This window comes from Amycolatopsis sp. QT-25, from assembly GCF_029369745.1.
Lineage (GTDB): Bacteria > Actinomycetota > Actinomycetes > Mycobacteriales > Pseudonocardiaceae > Amycolatopsis.
The window spans coordinates 2466337-2486634 of the sequence record NZ_CP120210.1 but is presented as its reverse complement, the minus strand read 5'-3'; the positions used below and the strand labels follow the sequence as shown (position 1 = coordinate 2486634).

20 protein-coding genes are annotated in these 20298 nt (G+C 70.3%); all 20 read right to left on the bottom strand.

What is annotated here, in order from left to right; all coding sequences use genetic code 11:
• Positions 1–9: 9 nt before the first annotated feature.
• The 20 genes from P3102_RS11615 to P3102_RS11520 all read right to left on the bottom strand — a co-directional run bounded on the left by P3102_RS11615 (position 10) and on the right by P3102_RS11520 (position 20288).
• Positions 10–846, bottom strand: coding sequence for an FtsQ-type POTRA domain-containing protein (locus tag P3102_RS11615; protein WP_276368882.1), 837 nt, complete (start codon positions 844–846; stop codon positions 10–12).
• A gap of 2 nt (positions 847–848) precedes the next feature.
• On the bottom strand, positions 849–2258 hold the full coding sequence (gene murC / locus P3102_RS11610) for a UDP-N-acetylmuramate--L-alanine ligase (RefSeq protein WP_276368880.1): 1410 nt from the start codon (positions 2256–2258) through the stop codon (positions 849–851).
• Positions 2251–3378 carry an undecaprenyldiphospho-muramoylpentapeptide beta-N-acetylglucosaminyltransferase gene (gene murG / locus P3102_RS11605; protein WP_276368879.1) on the bottom strand — a complete coding sequence of 376 codons (1128 nt, stop codon included), beginning with the start codon at positions 3376–3378 and terminating at the stop codon, positions 2251–2253. The genes murC and murG overlap by 8 nt, the downstream gene beginning before the upstream one ends.
• The gene (ftsW, locus tag P3102_RS11600; RefSeq protein ID WP_276368877.1) at positions 3375–4868 is read right to left on the bottom strand and encodes a putative lipid II flippase FtsW; all 1494 of its coding nucleotides are present in this window, start codon (positions 4866–4868) and stop codon (positions 3375–3377) included. The genes murG and ftsW overlap by 4 nt, the downstream gene beginning before the upstream one ends.
• Positions 4855–6258: a UDP-N-acetylmuramoyl-L-alanine--D-glutamate ligase gene (gene murD / locus P3102_RS11595; protein WP_276368876.1), complete on the bottom strand. Its 1404-nt coding sequence runs from the start codon at positions 6256–6258 to the stop codon at positions 4855–4857. The genes ftsW and murD overlap by 14 nt, the downstream gene beginning before the upstream one ends.
• Before the next feature lie 3 nt (positions 6259–6261).
• Positions 6262–7347 carry a phospho-N-acetylmuramoyl-pentapeptide-transferase gene (gene mraY, locus P3102_RS11590; protein WP_276368875.1) on the bottom strand — a complete coding sequence of 362 codons (1086 nt, stop codon included), beginning with the start codon at positions 7345–7347 and terminating at the stop codon, positions 6262–6264.
• Positions 7344–8876, bottom strand: coding sequence for a UDP-N-acetylmuramoyl-tripeptide--D-alanyl-D-alanine ligase (murF, locus tag P3102_RS11585; protein WP_276368874.1), 1533 nt, complete (start codon positions 8874–8876; stop codon positions 7344–7346). The genes mraY and murF overlap by 4 nt, the downstream gene beginning before the upstream one ends.
• Complete coding sequence (locus P3102_RS11580) at positions 8873–10378, bottom strand: UDP-N-acetylmuramoyl-L-alanyl-D-glutamate--2,6-diaminopimelate ligase (RefSeq protein ID WP_276371109.1); 1506 nt, start codon at positions 10376–10378, stop codon at positions 8873–8875. The genes murF and P3102_RS11580 overlap by 4 nt, the downstream gene beginning before the upstream one ends.
• Before the next feature lie 320 nt (positions 10379–10698).
• Positions 10699–12627, bottom strand: coding sequence for a penicillin-binding protein 2 (locus tag P3102_RS11575; RefSeq protein ID WP_276368873.1), 1929 nt, complete (start codon positions 12625–12627; stop codon positions 10699–10701).
• A complete protein-coding gene (locus P3102_RS11570; protein WP_276368872.1) occupies positions 12627–13340 on the bottom strand; it encodes a hypothetical protein in 714 nt (237 codons plus the stop codon). The genes P3102_RS11575 and P3102_RS11570 overlap by 1 nt, the downstream gene beginning before the upstream one ends.
• Positions 13337–14296 carry a 16S rRNA (cytosine(1402)-N(4))-methyltransferase RsmH gene (gene rsmH, locus P3102_RS11565; protein ID WP_276368871.1) on the bottom strand — a complete coding sequence of 320 codons (960 nt, stop codon included), beginning with the start codon at positions 14294–14296 and terminating at the stop codon, positions 13337–13339. The genes P3102_RS11570 and rsmH overlap by 4 nt, the downstream gene beginning before the upstream one ends.
• 202 nt (positions 14297–14498) lie before the next feature.
• Positions 14499–14930, bottom strand: a complete 432-nt coding sequence (gene mraZ / locus P3102_RS11560) for a division/cell wall cluster transcriptional repressor MraZ (RefSeq protein WP_091616769.1) — start codon at positions 14928–14930, stop codon at positions 14499–14501.
• A 477-nt stretch (positions 14931–15407) separates the two neighbouring features.
• The gene (locus P3102_RS11555) at positions 15408–16001 is read right to left on the bottom strand and encodes a hypothetical protein (protein WP_276368870.1); all 594 of its coding nucleotides are present in this window, start codon (positions 15999–16001) and stop codon (positions 15408–15410) included.
• Positions 15994–17130 (bottom strand): PPE domain-containing protein, encoded by a 1137-nt coding sequence (locus tag P3102_RS11550; RefSeq protein ID WP_276368869.1) that lies wholly within the window; start codon positions 17128–17130, stop codon positions 15994–15996. The genes P3102_RS11555 and P3102_RS11550 overlap by 8 nt, the downstream gene beginning before the upstream one ends.
• The gene (locus tag P3102_RS11545; RefSeq protein WP_276368867.1) at positions 17127–17450 is read right to left on the bottom strand and encodes a type VII secretion target; all 324 of its coding nucleotides are present in this window, start codon (positions 17448–17450) and stop codon (positions 17127–17129) included. The genes P3102_RS11550 and P3102_RS11545 overlap by 4 nt, the downstream gene beginning before the upstream one ends.
• Complete coding sequence (locus P3102_RS11540) at positions 17447–17974, bottom strand: YbaB/EbfC family nucleoid-associated protein (RefSeq protein ID WP_276368865.1); 528 nt, start codon at positions 17972–17974, stop codon at positions 17447–17449. The genes P3102_RS11545 and P3102_RS11540 overlap by 4 nt, the downstream gene beginning before the upstream one ends.
• Positions 17975–18024: 50 nt before the next feature.
• Positions 18025–18777, bottom strand: coding sequence for an ESX secretion-associated protein EspG (locus P3102_RS11535; protein WP_276368863.1), 753 nt, complete (start codon positions 18775–18777; stop codon positions 18025–18027).
• Positions 18774–19352 (bottom strand): PPE domain-containing protein, encoded by a 579-nt coding sequence (locus P3102_RS11530; RefSeq protein WP_276368861.1) that lies wholly within the window; start codon positions 19350–19352, stop codon positions 18774–18776. Before P3102_RS11530 ends, P3102_RS11535 begins: the two co-directional genes overlap by 4 nt.
• A 32-nt stretch (positions 19353–19384) precedes the next feature.
• The gene (locus tag P3102_RS11525) at positions 19385–19882 is read right to left on the bottom strand and encodes a DUF3558 family protein (protein ID WP_276368860.1); all 498 of its coding nucleotides are present in this window, start codon (positions 19880–19882) and stop codon (positions 19385–19387) included.
• 52 nt (positions 19883–19934) lie between these two features.
• Positions 19935–20288: a hypothetical protein gene (locus P3102_RS11520; RefSeq protein ID WP_276368858.1), complete on the bottom strand. Its 354-nt coding sequence runs from the start codon at positions 20286–20288 to the stop codon at positions 19935–19937.
• Between the last annotated feature and the right edge of the window lie 10 nt (positions 20289–20298).

Genomic DNA, 20298 nt, shown 5'->3' with positions numbered 1-20298 from the left:
CGCAATTCGTCAGGAGACGGTGGGCAGATCGGGTGCCGAGACGTCGAAGACCTTGCCCTCGCGCGTGAGCAGGGCGGCCAGGACCTTCGCCTTGCGTTCGGTGTCGGCCGAGGTCCCCCACCGTACGGTCTTCCCGTCGGCCAGCGCGAACTCGACGCTGCCGGGGGTCTTCGCCGTCGCGGTGGTGACCTGCTTGAGCAGCTGCTGCGGAATCACGCCGAGGACGCCGGTCACCGCGCGGGTCACCGGGTCGTCCGCCGACACCGACGGCAGCTTGAGCTCGGGCAGCCCGGCGGGCCGTTCCTTGACCGTCTTGAACACCACGCCCCCGCCGTCGACGAGGTGGATGCCGTCGCCGCCGGGTCCGCTGTCGAAGAAGGCGATCGCGGCGCGTTCGGTCACGGTGATCTCGATGGTGCCCGGCCACGACCGGGAGACGTCGACGGTGGCGATGCCGGGCATCTGCGCCACCCGGTCGCGGAGGTCGTCGGTGTCCAGGCGCAGCATCGGTATCTGGTCCGGCACCGCCGCCGCGGCGCGGATCTGTTCCGCGGGCACGGAACTCGCCCCGAGGACGTCGACCTGCCGCACGCCCAGCATCGAGCTGAACCACAGGAGGTGGACCAGGGCGATGACGGTCAGCACCGAAAGCACCGCGACCCAACGCCGCCGCAGCTCCTTGCGCCTGGCCGGCCGGGTGATGCGGCGGCGGTCGTACCCGGACCGCCTGCCGCGGCGGGCCTGGGAGCGTTGACCGCGCCGAGTGCGTTCAACGCGTTCGGTGCGGTCAGCGCGCGGACGCCGACCGGGTTCGGCCGGGCGGCGGCGTTCCCCGGTCTGCGTCATGGCTAGCCTGCCCGCCGGTCCAGCTCGGCCAGGATCTCCGGGCCGAGCTGCGTGACGTCGCCGGCGCCCATGGTCACCAGCAGGTCGCCGGGTCCGACCAGATCCGCCGCGAGCTTCGCGGCGACGTCGAACGCGGGCTGGTAGTGCACGGGGACACCGGAGATCTGGTCGGCGATGAGCGCGCCGCTCACGCCGGGTTCCGGCTTTTCACGCGCCCCGAAGACGTCCAGCACGACGACCTCGTCGGCCAAGGCCAGCGCGGCCGCGAACTCCTTCGAGAACGTCTTCGTGCGCGAGTACAGATGCGGCTGGAAGACCACGACGACCCGGCCCGGCCCCGCGGCCGTCCGCACCGCGCGCAGCTGCGCGTCGACCTCGGTCGGGTGGTGCGCGTAGTCGTCGTACACGCGGACGTCGCCCGAGCGGCCCTTGAACTCGAACCGCCGCCGGACGCCGCCGAACGCGGCGAGCCCTTGGGCGAGTCCTTCGACCGGCGCGCCGAGCTCGATCCCGGCCAGCAGCGCGGCGATCGCGTTCAGCGCCATGTGCTCCCCCGGCACCGCGACCCGGAGGGTGATTTCCTCGCCCCGCAAGGAGATCCGGACGACGCCGCCGTCGGGAGCCGGCACGTAGTCCAGCACCTTGGCGTCCTCGGCACCCGTGGCCGAACGCCCGTAACGACGGACGCGGATGCCCTGCGCCGAGGCCCGCGCGCCCAGCTCCTCGGCGCCCTCGTCGTCACCGCAGACGATCAGCAGCCCGCCCGGCACGATCCGGCCGAGGAAGTCGGTGAACACCGAGACGTACGCCTCGGCCGTGCCGTGGTGGTCCAGATGGTCCGGCTCGACGTTGGTCACCACGGCGACCGAAGGCGAGTAGGCCAGGAACGACCCGTCGCTCTCGTCGGCCTCGGCGACGAAGACGCCGCCCTCGCCGTGATGCGCGTTGGCGCCCGACTCGTTGAGGTCGCCGCCGATGGCGAAGGACGGGTCGAGCCGGCACTGCTGCAACGCGACGGTCAGCATCGACGTCGTCGACGTCTTGCCGTGCGTCCCGGCGATGCAGGCGACGCGGTGGCCCGCCATCAGCCCGGCCAGCGCCTCCGCGCGGTGCAGCACGGTGATCCCGCGTTCCCGCGCGGCCGCCAACTCCGGGTTGGACTCCTTGATCGCGGTCGACACGATCACCGAGGACGGCCCCTCGGGGAAGGCGTCGAGGTTCTCGGCACGCTGTCCGACGGCGATCTCCGCGCCCTGGGCACGCAGCGAAAGGAACGCGCGCGACTCCTTGGCGTCGGATCCGGAGACCTGGGCGCCGCGGGCCAGCAGGATCCGTGCGATCCCGCTCATCCCGGCACCGCCGATCCCGATCAGATGGGCACGCCCGAGCGTGTCGGGGAGAGTGTCAGGCACCTGCGGCCTCCAGCACGATCTTGGCAAGGGTCTCGTCGGCCTCGCGGTGACCGAGGCCGACCGCGGCCGCACTCATCTTCGCGACCCTGCCGGCGTCGGACACCAGCGGGATCACCAGCTCCGCGACCTTGGCGGGGGTGAGGTCGGCGTCGGCGACCAGCAGACCGGCACCCGCGTCGACCGCGGGCCGGGCGTTGACCGCCTGCTCGCCGTTGCCGTAGGGCAGCGGGACGAACACCGCGGGCAGGCCGACGGCCGAGACCTCGGCGACGGTCATCGCGCCCGAGCGGCACAGCACCGCGTCGGCGGCGGCGTAGGCCAGGTCCATGCGTTCCAGGTACGGCACCGGGACGTACGCCGGGCGTCCGGGGAACTCCTGGACGACCAGCGTGTTCTTCGGCCCGTGTGCGTGCAGGACGCCGACACCGGCGTCCGCGAACTCCTTGGCCGCGCCGGAAACGGCGCCGTTGATCGACACCGCGCCCTGCGATCCGCCGAAGACCAGCAGTGTCGGGGCGTCGGGGTCGAGCCCGAAGTGCTCACGGGCTTCGGCGCGCAGCGCGGCCCTGTCGAGCGAGGTGATGGAGCGGCGCAGCGGGATGCCGATGACCTCGGCCTTCGCCAGCGGCGTGCCCGGGACGGCGACCGCGACGCGGACGGCGAATCGCGCGCCGACCTTGTTCGCCAGGCCCGGCTTCTCGTTGGCCTCGTGCACCACGATCGGCGTGCGGCCGCGCGCGGCGAGATACGCCGGCAGCGCGACGTACCCGCCGAAGCCGACGACGACGTCCGCGCCGACCCGGTCCAGGACCTCACGGGTGCGCTTGACCGCGTCGCGGACCTTCAACGGCATCTTCAGCAGTTCGGGCGTCGGCTTGCGAGGCATCGGCACCGGCGGGATCAGCTCCAGCTGGTACCCCCGCGCGGGGACGAGTTTGTTCTCCAGCCCGCGCTCGGTTCCCAGCGCGATCACCTTCGCGTCGGGACGCAAGCGCATCACCGCGTCCGCGAGGGCGAGCGCCGGTTCGATATGCCCTGCGGTGCCGCCACCGGCGACCACGACCACCGGCGCCTTGCCGGCGACCTCGGCTGCTGCGTCGGCTCTGACGGGGTTGTTCACCTATGACCTCTCCGGTTTGCGGTACCTCGTTTCGCGGTACCGCGGTTCGCCGCCGTTCGCGCGGCCGTCCTCCTGCCGGGTTCCCGCACCGACCGGCGCCGTTCCTGGGCGGGCGAAGGCCTCGCCGTCCTCGGCGCGGGCCTCGCCGCCTTGGCGGCGCCTCCCCTGGCCGCGGCGCCCTTGCGTTTGGCGGGCGGGCGGTACGGCTCGGGCGCGGGAAGCCTCAGCAGGCGTCCGAATTTACCCGGCCCCTGCGAACGCAGTGCGGCCACCGCCTCCGGTTCGTGCCGGGCGGCGTTGGCGAGGATCCCCATGATGAGCATGGTGATCACCAGCGACGTCCCGCCGTAGGAGATCAACGGCAAGGTCACCCCGGTGACCGGCAGCAGGCCGACGACGTAGCCGATGTTGATACCCGCCTGCGCGACCAGGAACACGGTCAGCGTGCCGGACACGATGCGGATCCACGGGTCGAGGTTCCGGGTGGCGATCCGCAGGCCCACGATGGCGACGCCGGCGAACAGCCCCAGCACCACCACACAGCCGATGAAACCGAGTTCCTCGCCGATCAGGGCGAAGATGAAGTCGTTCTGCACGTTCGGCAGGTAGCCCCAGTTGGACTGGCCCTGGCCGAGGCCCTTGCCGAACAGGCCGCCGTCGGCGAGCGCGAGTTTCGCCTGGTTGGCCTGGAAGCCGTCCGCGCTGGTGTCCGGGTCGCCGGAAACGAACGACAGCACCCGCGCGAGCCGGTACGGCTCGATGATGGCCAGCACCAGGACCCCGACGAGACCACCCGCGAGGATGACGCCGAACAGCCGTTTCGGCGCGCCCGCGAACCACAGCAGGGCCAGCAGCACCACCGCGAGGGTGACCGTGCCACCGAGGTCGGGCTGCATCATGACCAGCGCGAACATCAGCAGCGCGATCGGCACGACCGGGACGAGCAGATGGCGCCACTGGTTGATGATGTTGTACTTGATCACCAGGATGTGCGCGCCCCAGAAGGCCAGCGCGACCTTGGCCGCCTCGACCGGCTGGAAGGCGAACCCGCCGAACCGGAACCAGCCCCGGGAGCCGTTCAACTCGGTTCCGAGCGGGGTCAGCACCAGAACCAGCAGCCCGAGGCAGACGACGGTGGCCGTCGCCGACAGCCGCCGGACGCGTTCCAGGGGAATCCGGAGCCCGATCCAGAACACCGCCGCGCCGATGGCGACGAACATGATGTGCTTGCTGAACTGGGCGTACACGCCCGCACCGGTCTCGGGGTTGTACGAAGCGACCGACGACGCGGACAGCACCATCACGATGCCGATCACGGTCAGCACACCGGTGAGCGCGAGCACCAGGTGGAACGAGGCGAGCGGCCGCGAAAGCCACGCCGTCAGCGCGGTGCGGAAGGCGACGAACGGGCTTTCCTTGCGTCCCCGGCGCTCACGAGCCTTGCGTTGCCGTGGCGCGGACTCACGCTTCCTGTCCTCAACCGCCGTCACTGGTCTCCCCCGCACCGTCGCGCAGGACACGGACCGCCCGCGCGAACGCGTCGCCGCGCTCGCCGTAGCTCGAGTACATGTCCAACGACGCCGCGGCGGGGGCCAGCAGCACCACGTCACCAGGGCGCGCCAGGGCGCGGGCCGCCTTCACCGCCGCAGTCATGGTGTCATCGTCACCCGAAGGCAGGCTCTCGACCGGGACATCCGGGGCGTGTCGCGCGACCGCGGCGGCGATCACGGGTGAATCGACGCCGAACAGGACGACTCCCCGCAGCCGTCCGGCGATCGAGCCGACGAGCTCGTCCACGGAAGCGCCCTTGAGCTGGCCACCGGCGATCCACACGACGTCCAGATGCGCGCGGAGCGAACCGCTCGCCGCGTGCGGGTTGGTCGCCTTGGAGTCGTTGATGTACCGGACGCCGTCGATCTCCCCGATCTCTTCGGCGCGATGAGGGGCGGGCCGGTACTCGCGCAGTCCCTTGGCGACGTCTTCTCCGGTGACGCCGTACGCGCGGGCCAGCGCGGCCGCGGCGAGGGCGTTGGAGACGTTGTGCGGACCGGCGGGACGGACGTCGGCCAGGGTGCCGAGTTCGTCGGCGCTGGTCGCCGGGTCGGCGACGAAGGCGCGGTCCACCAGCAGGTCTTCCACGATCCCGAGTTCGCCGGGGCGCGGGGTGCCCATGCCGAAGGCGACGCGCCGGGCGCCGGCGGGCGCGTGCTCGTCGGCGAGCCGGACGGACCAAGGTTCGCCGACGTTGTGCACCACGTTCCGGGAATGGGTGTGGACCCGTCCCTTCGCGGCCGCGTACTCCTCCATCGAGCCATGCCAGTCGAGGTGGTCCTCGGCCAGGTTCAGCACCACCGACGCGAGCGGCGCCAGCGTGGACGACCAGTGCAGCTGGAAGCTCGACAGCTCCACGGCGAGCACCTCGTGCCCGGCCCGCACCGCGTCGAGCACCGCGAAGCCGACGTTCCCGCAGGCCACCGCGTCGACCCCGGCGGACCGCAGGATCGACTCCAGCATCCCGACCGTGGTCGTCTTGCCGTTGGTGCCGGTGATCGCGAGCCATACCGGCGGCTTGGCGCGCAGCCGCCCGACACGCCACGCCAGCTCGACGTCGCCGATCACTTCGATACCCGTCTCGGCCGCCGCCACCAGCAACGGCGAAGACGGCTTCCAGCCGGGGCTGGTCACGACCAGCTCGACACCTTCGGGTGGCTCCGAGAGGCCCGGCACCAGTTCGGCGCCGAGACCTTCGAGTTCCGCGAGGCGTCCGGCGTTGCCGTCGGTGACGGTGACCCGCGCGCCCCGCTCCAGCAGGACCGGGACGGCGGATTTGCCGGTGACCCCGGCTCCGGCGACGAGGACGTGACGACCGGCCAGTTCCACCGCTTATCCTCCGAGGCCGAGTTGCTCGCTGTAGAACAGCCCGAGACCGAACATGCAGCAGACGGCCGAGAGCAGCCAGAACCGGATGATGACCGTGGTCTCCGCCCAGCCCGCGAGTTCGAAGTGGTGATGGAACGGGGCCATCCGGAACAGCCGCCGCCTGGTCGTGCGGAACACCGCGATCTGCGCGACCACCGAGATCATCTCGACCATGAACAGGCCGCCGATGACGATGGCGAGCAGTTCGGTGCGGGTGGTCATCGACAGGCCGGCGACGAGGCCACCGAGGGCCAGCGAACCGGTGTCACCCATGAAGATCTTCGCCGGGGCCGCGTTCCACCAGAGGAACCCGACACAGGCACCGGTCGCCGCGGCGGCCACCACGGCCAGGTCCAGCGGGTCACGGACGTCGTAGCAGGCGGCCTGCGGGGTGACCGCGCACGAGAGGCGGGTCTGCCAGAAGGCGATGACGACGTAGGTCGCCAGCACCATCGCCGCGGTGCCGCCGGCGAGACCGTCGAGGCCGTCGGTGAAGTTCACCGCGTTCGACCAGCCCGAGATGACGATGTAGCAGAAGATCACGAAGAACACCGACGGGAAGGTGATCAGCGCGAGGTCCCGCACGTAGGACAGGCTCTCCGAGGCCGGGGTCAGCCCGCGCTCGTCGGCGAACTGCAGGGCCATGATCGCGAAGACGATCGTGACCACCAGCTGGCCGACCAGTTTCGCGGTCTTGTTCAGGCCGAGGTTGCGCTGCTTGCGGATCTTGATGAAGTCGTCGAGGAACCCGACGAGCCCGAGGCCCACCGCCAGGAAGAGCACCAGCAGCCCCGAAGCGGACGGGCCGCCGGTGCCGTTGCCGCCGCTGAGCGAGCTGATCAGATGCGCCACGAAATACCCGACGACCATCGCGACGATGATCGCGACACCACCCATCGTCGGGGTACCGCGTTTGGATTTGTGTCCCTGCGGCCCTTCCTCCCGGATCTCCTGGCCGAAGCCCTGCCGGGAGAACACCCGGATCAGATAGGGAGTGAGGAGGATGGAGACCAGCAGGCCCGCCGCGGCCGCGATCAGGATGCTGATCACGCGTCACCACCGTTCGAGCGTTCTTGGGAGGGGGAAGGGGGTACTTCAAGGGATTCAGCGATCGTTGCGGGGGCGGCGAGCACGGCATCGGCCACCCGCCACAGCGCGGCGGCCTTGGAGGCCTTCACCAGCACCACGTCCCCCGCGCGGAGCTGATCATGCAGCAGGGCGATGGCGGCCTCGACGTCGGGTACCAGTACCGACTCCTCGCCCCAGGAACCCTCCTGCTGCGCACCCTGGTGCGTGGCCGCGGCCGCCTGGCCGATGACCACGAGCTTGTCGATGTTGAGCCGGACGACGAGCCTGCCGATGCCGTCGTGCGCCGCGACCGAGTCCTCGCCGAGGTCGCCCATCACGCCGAGCACGGCCCAGGAACGGCGGTTCGCGCTCATCGACGCGAGCGCCTTGAGCGCGGCCCGCATCGACTCGGGGCTGGCGTTGAAGGAGTCGTTGAGCACCGTGACACCGTCGGACCGGGTGGTGACCTCCATGCGGCGGTCCGAACGCCGCTCGAGCCCCGACAGACGGGCCGCGACCTCCTCGACCGTCGAGCCCATTTCCAGCGCGACGGCGGCCGCGCTGAGCGCGTTCCCGACGTGATGCTCGCCGTAGAGCGGCAGTTTCACCGGCGCTTCGCCGTCCGGGGTGACCAGGCGGAACGACGCGCGCGCTTCCCCGTCGAGAGTGATGTCGACGGCGCGGACCCGCGCGGACTCGCTCTCGCCGACGAACACCACCCGTGCCTTCGTCCGGCTCGCCATCGCCGCGACGTACGGGTCGTCGAGATTCAGGACCGCGACACCGCCGTCCGCCGCGCTCGGCAGCGCCTCGACGAGTTCGCCCTTGCCCTTGGCGATGCCTTCGCGCGAACCGAACTCGCCGACGTGCGCGGTGCCGACGTTGAGCACGACACCGATCCGCGGCGGCGCGATGGCCGCCAGTTCGGCGATGTGGCCGGGTCCGCGGGCGGACAGCTCCAGCACGAGCTGCCGGGTCGTGTCGTCGGCCCGCAGCGCCGTCCACGGGTGGCCCAGCTCGTTGTTGAACGAGCCCGGCGGGGCCACCGTCGGGCCGAGCGGTTCCAGCAGCTGGGCGATGATGTCCTTGGTGGAGGTCTTGCCCGCCGAACCGGTGACCCCGACGACGGTCAAGTGGTCGCCGGCGAGCTTCTGGATCACGTGCCGGGCGAGTTTGGCGAGCGCGGCCAGCACCGCGGCACCCGCCCCGTCCTTGTCCGAGACCAGCGCGAAGGCCCGCTCGTGGGCCACGCCACCGTCCAGCGGCGGCACGATCACGGCCGGGGCGTCGACCTCGCGGGCCGCGAGCACCGCGACGGCGCCGGACTCGATCGCCCGCGTGGCGAAGTCGTGGCCGTCGACCTTGGCCCCGGGCAACGCGACGAACAGGCCGCCGGGCGTGATCTCGCGGGTGTCGAATTCGACGCTTCCGGTGACCTCGGTGGTCCCGTCGGTCCGATGCAGCCTGCCGCCGACGATGTCGGCGATCTCGGCCAGGCTGAGCACGATCACTCTGTCTCCAGACGTCTGCGGATGGCGGAGGCCAGCTCTTCCCGGTCGGAGAACGGGTGCACGACACCCTGGACCTCCTGGCCGGTCTCGTGGCCCTTGCCGGCGATGAGCACGATGTCACCGGGCTGGGCGAGCTCGACCGCGTGGACGATGGCTTTCCGGCGGTCGGCGATCTCGACGATCTCGCCGCCCAAGGCCGGCCCGGCGTTGCGGGCACCGGCCAGCATCGCCGCCCGGATCGCGGCCGGATCTTCCGAACGCGGGTTGTCGTCGGTCACGATCAGCACTTCGCTGCGCCGGACCGCCGCCTCACCCATCATCGGGCGCTTCGCGGTGTCGCGGTCCCCTCCACAGCCGAGGACGGTGATGATCCGGCCCTCGGTGCGGGCGCGGAGCGCGTCGAGCCCCTGCGCGACCGCGGCGGGCTTGTGCGCGTAGTCGATGACGGCGGTGAACGGCTGGCCGAGGTAGACCCGCTCCATCCGCCCCGGCACCTCGACCGAGGCGAGCCCGGCGACGATGGCTTCGAGCGGGACACCGGCGGTGGTGAGGATCGCGGCCGCGAGCACGGCATTCGCCACGTTGAACTCACCCGGCAGCGGGATCTTCGCCGAGACCACGAGCCCGTCGGGGCCGTGGAGGGTGAAGGTCTGCTCCCCCGCCGGGGTGGGGGTCAGGTCGGTGGCGCGCCACAGCGCGTCCGTTCCCGGCTCGGTGGACACGGTCACCGTGTGCGGGGTGAGGAGGGCGTGGCCCCAGGCGCTGTCGACGACGACCACCTCGGCGGTTGAGCGGCCGTCGAACAGCAGCGACTTGGCGGCGAAGTACTCCTCCATGTCCTTGTGGAAGTCCAGGTGGTCCTGGGAAAGGTTGGTGAAGGCCCCGACCGCGAAGCGCGTGCCGTTGACCCGGCCGAGCGACAGCGCGTGGCTGGAGACCTCCATCGGGACGTGCGTGACCCCGCGCTCCACCATCACCGCGAGGAGGGCCTGCAGATCCGGCGCCTCGGGGGTGGTGAACCCGCTGGCCAGCCGCTCGCCCGCGATCCGGGTCTCGACCGTGCCGATCAGCCCGGTGGTCAGGCCCGCCGCCTTGAGCCCGGCGTCGACCAGGTAGGACGTCGTGGTCTTGCCGGACGTCCCGGTGATGCCGAGGACGGAAAGCTCCAGCGACGGCTCGCCGTAGATCCAGGCGGCGATCTCGCCGAGGGCGGCACGCGGATCCGGGTGCACCAGGATCGGCACGCCGGCGTCGCGGAGCATCGGGCGCTCGGCACCGGCCTCGTCGGTGAGCACGGCGGCCGCGCCGGCGGCGATGGCCTGGCCGCTGAAGTCCGCGCCGTGGGCGCGGGCACCGGGCAGCGCGGCGAAGAGGTCGCCGGGGAGGACGTGCTGCGCGCGCAGCGTGCTGCCCGTGACGGTCAGCTCGGCCGCGGACGGGTAGTCGTCCCCGCCCACCACGAGCCGGGCGCCCGCCCTGGCGAGCAGCGTGCGCAGCGGCATCGGCTCGATCCTGGCCGGACGAGGGGGTGCGGCGACGGCCTTAACCGGACTGTCCGGGACCTGGGCAGCCGTGGCACCGAACCCGCTTTCGACGGCGGGACCGCTGCGGGGATCTGAAGTAGGCACCGACACAGCCAAGGAGGTTACCGGCGCGGCATTCGGGTGACTGAAGCGGTGCGGTGTGTGCACGTGACGATCACGCCCGTGGTAATGGGTTTCGTGAGCTCTCCTTGGCACGCAAGGGCTTCCGACTGTCGCTTGAGGACGGCGAGGCTGGACGTGCCCAGTACGCGGGCACGTCGAGCCTGGGGAACCTGCCCTCAGGGGAGCACGAGCGGGACGTGGGGCGACGGGCCGTCCGAAAGCGGGATCTGGAAACGCTGCGCCAGGTACGCGGCCACGGAGTGGAACAGCGGCGCCGCCGAGAGTCCTTGCTGCAGGGTGGCGTCCGGGGCGTCGAGCCGGATACCGACCACGAACCGCGGGTCGTCAGCGGGCAGGATCCCGGCGAAGGTGATGTTGTACAAGTGGTTGCTGTAGGTCTTCGTCTGCGGGTCGACCTGCTGGCCGGTGCCCGTCTTGCCCGAGATCTGATAGCCCTCGAGCGCCGCCTTCGGCCCGGTACCGCTCTGCTGCCCGCGGCCCTTCTGCGTCACGGCGCGCATCATGTCGCGCACGGTCTTCGCCGCCTGAGGACTGATTACCTGGACGGTCTTCGGCGCCGGTTCGGGAACGAGCGTCCCGTCCGGGTTGATCTTCGCCTTGACCACCCGCGGTTCCACGCGCAGCCCGTCGTTCGCGATGGCCTGGTACATCCCGGCCATCTGCACGACCGTCATCGAAAGTCCCTGCCCGATCGGCAAGTTCCCGAAGGTCGTGGCCGACCACTGGTTGCGCGGCGGGACGACGCCCGGGCTCTCGCCGGGGAGGCCGAGACCCGTGCGCTGACCGAGGCCGAACCGCTTGAGCAGGTCCGCGTACCGGTCCTCGCCGAGCTTCTGTGCCAGCAACAGGGTTCCGACGTTCGACGACTTCGCGAAGATGCCGGTGGTGGTGAACTGCTGCGTGCCGTGATGCCAGGCGTCCTTGACGACCTTGTCCGCGACCTGCAGCGAACCCGGTACCGCCTGGGCCGACTCCGGCGTGGTGATACCCGCGTCGATCGCGCCCGCGGCGGTGACGATCTTGTTCACCGAACCGGGTTCGAACGGCGTGGTCACCGCGCGGTTGTTCAGGTTCTCGGTCTCACTGCGCGAAGCAGGGTCGTTGAGGTTGACGGTCTTGTCGTTGGCCAGCGCGTAGACCTCGCCGGTCTTCGAGTCCATGATGACCGCCTGGCCACCCTTGGCCTTCGACTTGGCGACGTACTCGCTCAGCTGCCGCTGGAGTTCGTACTGCAGGTCGGTGTCGATCGTGAGCTGCAGGTCCGAACCTTGGACGGCGTTCTGGATGTCCCGCTCGGTGCCCGGGATGACCAGGTTGTCGTTGCCGTTCCGGGTGTTGACGATCTTGCGGCCCGGCGTTCCGGCGAGGTCGTTGTCGCGCGAGGCCTCGAGACCGTAGCCACCGTGCAGGTTGTGCTTGGAGACGTCCTGGTCGTCGGTGCGCCAGTTCGCGTAGCCGACGATGTTCGCGCCCACCGAGTCACCGGGGTACTCCCGCTTCGAGCGCTTCTCGACGCTGATCCATGAGTATTTCTTGACGATCGCTTCGGCGACCGACGGTTCGATGTCGTGGACCAGGTAGGTGAACCCGTCGGGCTTGTGGAACTTGTCCAGCAGCTCCTTCTCGGTGATCACGCCGGGCAGCTTGGCCGCGATGAATTTCGCCGCGCCCGCCACCTCGGTCTCGAAGTTCCTGCCCTTCGTCGGGTTCTTCGCGGCGAAGTCGTCCATTGTCTTGTGCAGCCAGTTCAGGCTCACCGCGAGCGTCCGCACCTCGACGCTGAACGCGATCTTCGTCCCGTTGCGGTCCAGGATGGACCCGCGCTGGGCGGGACTTTCGATCACCGACGTCCGCTGCCGTTCCGCCGCCTCGGACAGCGCGCCTGCCTCGAACCACTGCACCTGCACCAATTTGAGGCCGGCGAGCACCATCACGACGATCAGCAGGATCCGGACGCCGGTGAACCGGCTCGGGTTTCCGCCGTTGCCCCGCCGGGCGGTGGCACGGCGGGTCCCGGCGGCGTAGGTCCGCCGCGCGCTGCCCGCCGACCGCGCCCTGGCCTGCGCCGGACGGCCGGGCGCCATCACTGACCTCCCTGCGCCGGGACCGCCGCGTTCTCCTGCGGTACCGCGGGCTGGTCGCCCTCGTACGGTGTGCCCTGCTGCGTGCCCTCGGCGGGCGGGGGCGAGGACGAGTCGGTCGAGGTGGCGGGCGCGTCGGCTTCGGCCTTCTTCGGTTCACCGACCACAGTGGACTGTCCGTCCGGGCCGATCACGATGTGCGCGGGGTCGCCGCCGGGCACCATGCCCAGTTCCCTGGCCTTGGGCGCCAGCGATGCGGGCGACTCGGCCTTCGCGACCTCGCGCTGCAACCGTTCCTTCGCCTCGGCGAGGCCGGCGTTGGTCGTGCGGAGTTGTTCGAGCCGGTACGAATCGGCGATGGCCTGCGTGGTCAGCCACAGCGTGCACGCCACGCCGACGGCCAGCATGCCCATCATCATCAGCACGAACGACGCGCGCGAACGCGGCCAGCGCAGCTGGAGCTTCTTCCGCGGCTCTTCCTTGCCCGCGCCACCTTCGGCGTCGGGACGGTTGCGCTGCTGGTCCCGCTGCAGCAGGTCGGCGCGCTGGGCGCGGCGGGCGTAGGCACGTTCGGCGGCCGACGTCCGGCCGCGGGAGGCGCGCGTGGACGTCGTGGTCTCGGTGGCGTCCGTCGCCTCGTCGACCGTGCCGGTCGCGCGGGCACGCCGTCCGGGCGCCGGTGTCCGGCGGCCGCGGGATTTCGCGGGAGCGGTCATCGTGCTCGGTCTCCGATCCGTTCGGCGGCTCGAAGCCGCACGGAGGCGGCCCGTGTGTTCTGTTCGGTCTCCGCCTCGCCGGCCTTCTCGGCCCCTCTGGTGAGCAGTTTCAGTTCCGGGCCGTGGCCCGGCAGTTCCACCGGAAGCCCTTCCGGGGTCCGGGATTTCGCCAGTTCCGCGAAGGACTGTTTGACCAGCCTGTCCTCGAGGGACTGATAGGACTCCACGACGATCCGGCCGCCGACGGCGAGGCAGGACAGGGCTCGCGGCATAGCTCGCCGCAGCACCTCCAGCTCGCCGTTGACCTCGATCCGCAACGCCTGGAACGTGCGCTTCGCCGGATGCCCGCCGGTGCGCCTGCTCGCCGCGGGGACCGCGTCGTACAGCAGTTCCACCAACCGCCCGCTGCGCGTGAAGGGTTCCTTCTCTCGTTCCGCCACAACGGCTTTGACGATCCGCTGGGCGAATCGTTCCTCGCCGTAGTCGCGCAGGATCCGGATCAGCTCGCCGGGGGCGTAGGTGTTGAGCACGTCGGCGGCGGTGCTCCCGGTGGTCGGGTCCATCCGCATGTCGAGCGGGGAATCCCTGGAGTAGGCGAAACCACGCTCGGCGCGGTCCAGCTGCATCGAGGAGACACCGAGGTCGAACAGGATTCCGTCCACTCTGGACAATCCGAGGCCCTGCAGCGCGGACGGCATCTCGTCGTAGACGGCGTGCACGAAGTCGACACGATCACCGTGCGGCGCAAGCCGTTTCGCGGAGAGCTCCAGCGCGGCGGGGTCCCGGTCGAGCGCGACGAGGCGCAGCCCGGGGAACGCGGTGAGCAGCGCGTCGGAGTGACCGCCGAGTCCGACGGTCGCGTCGACCAGCACGGCCTCGCGGTCGGAGAAGACCGGCGCGAACAGTTCCACGATCCGTTTCAGCAGCACCGGAACGTGCTCGTGTTCGGCTGCCATGTCTTCCCCCTTTCCTGTAGTGCCGGGGAAGACGCCGGATGCCGTCAGGTCCCTGTCCGCCCGCCTGCTGACCTGGTACCGGGGAAGGTGTACCAGGGACACTGAGCGGACAGAGGCCTCACGGCATCCGTGTGGACGGTTCCGGCGTGCCCGAAGCGTGAACCCGCGCCCCCCGACGGCGTGGGTGCTTCCTCGGTCACGTCTAGAAGACGCCCGGCAGAACTTCCTCTCGAGCCTTCGCGTAGCTGTCTTCGTGTTCGTCCAGGTAGCCCTGCCACGCTTGGGCGTCCCAGATCTCCAACCTGGTGATCGCCCCGATCACCACGCACTCCTTGTTCAGCCCGGCATAGCGTCGGAGCTCGGACGCTATCGCGATACGTCCTTGCCCGTCCGGGCGTTGTTCGTCCGTCCCGGCGAAGAGGTAGCGCTGATAGGCCCGGACCGCCTCGTTCGTGAACGGGGCGTCGGCGACCTTCCTCGCCATCTGCTCGAACTCGGCTCGGGGAAAGACGAAGAGGCAGTGATCCTGTCCCTTGGTGATCATCAACCCACCGGCGAGCGCGTCGCGGAACTTCGCGGGCAGCGTGAGCCGCCCTTTGTCGTCCAGTTTCGGGGTGTGGGTGCCGAGAAACACCGGCTCCACCTCCCTACCGACCCCGGCTGCGAACAACCAGGATCGGCCACGGGGCTCCCTTCTGCCCCACTGCGCACCACCGTACCCCACTTTTCCCCACAGTCAACGCGGCAAAACCCGCCACCACCCCGTCGTGTCAGACGTTTACGCAGGTCAGCAAGGTGGGGTCCTGGTGGGGGCGTGGTGGGGGACGGTGGCCAAGATCCCCCCGGGCAGGTATCGAAGCAACCTCATCCATGCCTGATGCGTCCGGATATCGGCCGCCGGAACCCTGCCGTGGGGCGAAATGGGGGTGAGAGTGGGGAATCCGGTGGAGGACGGTGGGGACGTGGGGGGACTGGGGACACTGTGGAGGGTGTCGACGTCGGTTCATCCGATGACATGTCGACAAAGGACCTCCGCCGCGCATCTGGTGAGTGGTGAAGCCACCGGCGCCGGTGTCCCCGGGCGGCGTTGGGAACACCGCACCTTCGCCACTCAGCGGCGGTTGCGCTTACGACGGCGTCCGTTCATGCCCGACGTGGCCCGGCGACTGACCCCCCGCCAGTCCTTGGGCTTCTCCCTCGGTTCGGGCAGCAACCGGTCGAGGCCCTTACCCGCGAACCAGCCGGCCGTGTAACCGGGGATCAGGCTCACGAGGGTGAAGAAGAACCACCACCCGAAGGAGAACAACGGCCGAGGGCGGTCCACGGGGACGACGTTGTACTGCACCACCCCATAGCGGCCCGCTGACTCGTAGGACACCACGTTCACCTCACCCGAGAGGTTCGAAACCGAACCTATCGCCGAGGAAGTGACGAGTGGTCTGCCCGGCACCTTCCGGTCCCACGCCACCTCGGCCTGGCAAACGTGGATCATCCAGAACCTCAGTGGACTGCGGTGGCATTCCTGGATACGCGCCACACCGAACCGGTCCACCTTCCCGGTGTCGCTGATCCCCAGTGACAATCCCAGCGAGAACATGAACCAGGCGACCAGCACCGCGACGACGACACCGGAAAGCACCCTCAAGCTGAACCGGCCTCGCCGTTTCCGAACCGGATGCTCGTCCTGTCCGGTCGGTTCAGTCATCGTCGTCGAGCGATCCGCTGATCCGGCCGCTGTTGGGCGGTGTGACCCGGCCGCGCTCGGCCGAACCGCCGTCGTACTGGGCGCGGTGTTCCGCGGTCGCCTTGCCTGCTTCCTTTGCGGCCTTCAGATAGGCGTTGTCGGCGATCTTGCCCGCGACGGTGTTCTCCATGCGGTCCATGCCGCCCCGCGCGTGTTTCAGCAGACGCTCGGCGCCCGTCGCGTCGGAGTCCAGAGCCTTCTTCGCGAGCTTGAGGTTGTCGGCTTTGAAAGCGTCCAGCGTCTTGTCGCTGGCCTTGATCGCCTGATTCGCCTCGTGTCCGAGGTCCGAAGCCTTACGCCCCAGTGCCCGTGCCGCCTCCCGGGCCCGGTCACTCGATCCCTCGAACCTCTTCACGAATTTCTGGATGGCGCTGAGCAGCTTGCCGAGCTTCTTCTGGATCTTCGCCATGACCTTGACCGCGTCGGCGAAGACGCTCGCGGTGAACGCGGCGACCGAACCGCCGAGGGTGAACCACGACGAAGCGAGCGCCAAGAGCGCACGGGTGATCACGTCGCTGATGAAGGTCGCGATGATGTCGAAGATCAGCGCCCGCGCGGTGGCCACCACCATGCCGCCGGTGGTGATCCACTGTGCCGAGTCCTTCGCTTCGGCTGCGACGTCGCGCAAAGACCGCGTGTACTGCAGGGCGATCCGCCGGTACGCGATCGCCGCGTCACCGTCCCATCCGGATGTCGTGCTCAGCGCGCCTTCATAGTCGCCGGCCACCGCCTCGAGTTCCGCCGCGATGTTGTTCCAGGTCTGCGCCGCCTGCTGGACCAGATCGGGATCGCCGGTGAGGATCTCCAGTGGTTCGCGGATGAAGTCGAGGTTCTCCATCAGCCAGCCGACGCCGGCTTTCACCAGCTCGCCGAGCGGGTTCAAGCCCATCGACAGCAGGTCGAGCCCGACCGAGACCCCGTCCATGGCAAGCGCGAAAGCGTCGATGTCTTCGCCCGGCCGGGGACTCAGGGTGCCGGCCATCCCTTCGAGGCTGTCAGCGAGGCCACCACCCTTGAAGCTCTTCTTTTCCTCTGTCTTCTGTGCGACCAGGTTCTGTTCGCTCGGCCGCGCGACCGGATCTTCGCTCACAGCTTCTTCCCCAGGTCCCGGCCGAGCTGCGCCGCGTCGTCGTCGATCCTCGTGTAGTCCGTGGCGGCCTTGTGCAAGGCCTCCGACAACGCGCTGCCGAGGTTCGCCGCGCTGGTCATCAGCTCGTCCGCGTCACCCTGGGCCATCTGCAGGACACCCCCGACCGGCACCGCGCACAGCAGGCCGTAGCCCGCAAAGCCGCCCATCCCGACCTGGTTCGCCGCCGAAGCCGCGCCGCGGATGCGGTCGGCGAGGTCGGAGACCTGGTCCGCGTGCGCTTTGAGGCGTTCCGGCGAAACGCCGTATCCCGGCCCGCTCACGAGCGACCGGTCCAGTCGACGTGCTGGAAGTCTTCGCCGTCGTCCTCGTCGGAGATGGGGCGAGGCGGCCGGGGCTTCGCGGGCGGAGTGGGAGGCGGTTCGGCTGGGACGCCGAAGCGCGCGGAATCGTCCGGTTCCGGGGTGGCCTGCGGTTCTTCCCGTGGCGGCAAGGTGCTCTTGAGGAAATCGACAGCCTCGGAGTCTTCGCCGGTCAGTCCGGCCATGATCTCCAGCGTCCGGTCCGCGGCCCTAGTCGTCGCCTTGCGATAGGTGCTCATGATCAGCGACGCGAGCTGGGCGGGCGGCCGGTCCTGCGCCTGCGGGGAAAGCGCGAGCGAAGTCAGGCCGCCGCCGGGGTTGACCGTCACGGTGACCAGCCGATCCGGGCTGCTCAGGGTGACGACGTTGTTCTCCAGATCGGCTTTCGCCTGCTCCGCCTTGGCGAGCAGGACGGCACTGCGCCGCTCCTGTTCGCGCATCCATTCCTGCGGATCGCGCACTGGGCCGCCGAACGGCACGGTCATCCGAAACCCCTTTCCCGAAAGCCCCCCTCGGGCGATCGAACCGTCCCAGGCTAGCGGTCCGGGTCCAGCAGCGAAGCGAGCCGCGCGGCCAGCCGGGGACCGTCCACCGGGGACACGGTCACCCACGCCTGCCCGCCGCGGCCCTCGGTCCGCGCCGCGCAGTACGCGCCGACATCGGTGTCGAACCAGGTCAGCCCGCCTGCGCGGTGCGCCCGGCCGTCGCGGTCGCGGGTCCGCACGGTGAACTGGCCCGCGCTGTAGACCGGGCGGGCCTGGATCGCGAGCACCTCGCGCAGCTGACTGTCCGAGGCCGAGGAACGTCCGCCGTCGCCGAACACCGGATCCTCCAGGTCACCGCCGAAGCGCGCGGCTGGCAGGCTGATCCCGTAGCCGGGGCCGGGCCGCAGTTCGGGCAGGACGTCGACGATCGCGGCGAACACCTCGCCGTCGCCGATCCCCGACAGCGCGATGGTCTGTTCCGGTTGGGTGGCCAGGACACCGTGCCGTCCGCGCGCGGCCGCGACCGCGCGGAACGGGGCTTCGGCCGTCATGTCGGCCAGAGCCTCGCATTCGACGTAGACCTCGGCGCGCGCGAGCAGGTCCAGCCGCGCTTCCAAGGCGGCGTCGAGCCGGTCCCCGTCATAAAGGCCGCGCTCGGCGAGGTTTTCGTAGACCGCGTCGCGGATCTCGGCGCGTTCCGCTTCCGTGACGCCGACGCTGCGGACGGACAGCGGCCAGGGCGGGGCCGCGTGCCCCAGGTCGGACCAGAGGACGTCGAAGGCCGACGCGGAAACGCGGATCAAGACCGCCCCAGCTCGGGCGGCTTCCCGAAGGAGACCTGCGGGGCCAGCGAACGCAAGGAGGTATCGCGGGTGTTCATGACGTCGACGGCCTTGCGCCGGGCTTCTTCGGCCTCCGCGTGCTTGGCCTCCATCTCGTCGGCGAGCGCGGCGAGGAGCGCGAGATTTCCGCGGGCGGCGGCGCCGCGGATCATCGCGCCCGGGTCGTAGGCCACCGGCGGCGGCATGTCGGCACGGGCCCGCGCGGCGGCCTCCGCCTGCCCGGCGACGGCCTTCCCGAGCGCGGACGAGAGATCCGCGGACCAGGTCAGCCAGCCGGACGCCTTGGCCAGCACGCCGCGGAGCGCGTCGCCCGCTTCCCCGCGCCAATTCTCTTCGCTGGAGCCGACCAGCCCCGTGAGCTCCGACGTCACGTCGTTCATCCGGCGGGCGAGCGCGTCCCAGCCGGCGCCGATGCCGCCCGCCGCCTCGGGATCGTTGCCCGCTTCGACTTCGGCGGCCAGCGCCTCGTGGCTGTAGGCCTCGTACCGCGTGACCGCGACCGGGACCTCGCGCCCCGGCGTCTCTCCTTCAGACACGACACCTTCTCCTCGGTATCCGGTGGTGAGCCCTAAGGCAGTTTGGGTTCGGCCAGTTCCGCCACCTCCACCGCGCGCTCGCAGGCGAGCGGGGTGTCGGTGAAGTTCGTGTTGCTCACGTCGATCTGGACGCTCGCCCTCTCCCCCAAGCCGAGCAGGACCGCGCAGGTCCCGTCGGCGGCCTTGACGTCGGCGACCTTGAGCGCGGCACGGCCGCCGACCTCGGTCTTGGTGGCGGTCTTGCGCGCGACCTCGAGGTCCGTCAGGCCGTTGCGCTCGTCCACGGTGATGGTGACGCCGAAGGTCGCGGGCACCGTCCAGTCGCAGGCGCGGGCGCCGTCGATCTCCTTCGCGACGCCGAGCACGTTGATCCCGGCCGTGGACCTGTCCTGCGGGCCGAGCAGCGCGCACGGGTCGACACCGCGATCCGGCGCGGCTGCCGAAGACGAGGGGGCCGGGCCCGCGCCGTCCGCCGCGGCCGGAACCTTCGCCTGGCCTGCGGCTCCTTGCCCGCAGGCGGACACTGTCATGACGGCGAGCGCGCCGCAGAGAGCCAGCAGAGGAAGGCGGGGGGTCATGGGTTCAGCCGCCGACACAGTCCACGTCCTCCGCCGCCTGCTCGTCCTGTCGGGTGTAGCGGGCCAGCGCCTTCTCGATCCGGTTCTTGAGCGCCTCGAGTTCCTTGCCGAACGCCGTGAGCGCCTCGACCGCGGAGCCTTCCGCGCCGATCCCGTACTGCGCCATGAACCTGCCGACCTCGTCGGCGTATCCCCCGCCGAGGGGAACCGTGCGGCCGAGGACCTTGGCCTCGCGGATCATCTGGCCGACCACGTCCTGCAGGGCGGAGATCTTCACGTGGGCGTCGGCGGCCAGCTCCGGCGCGACCGCGAATCCGCTCAGATCGAACCGGGGCTGGGCGGTGCTCACCTCGCTCATATGCGATTAC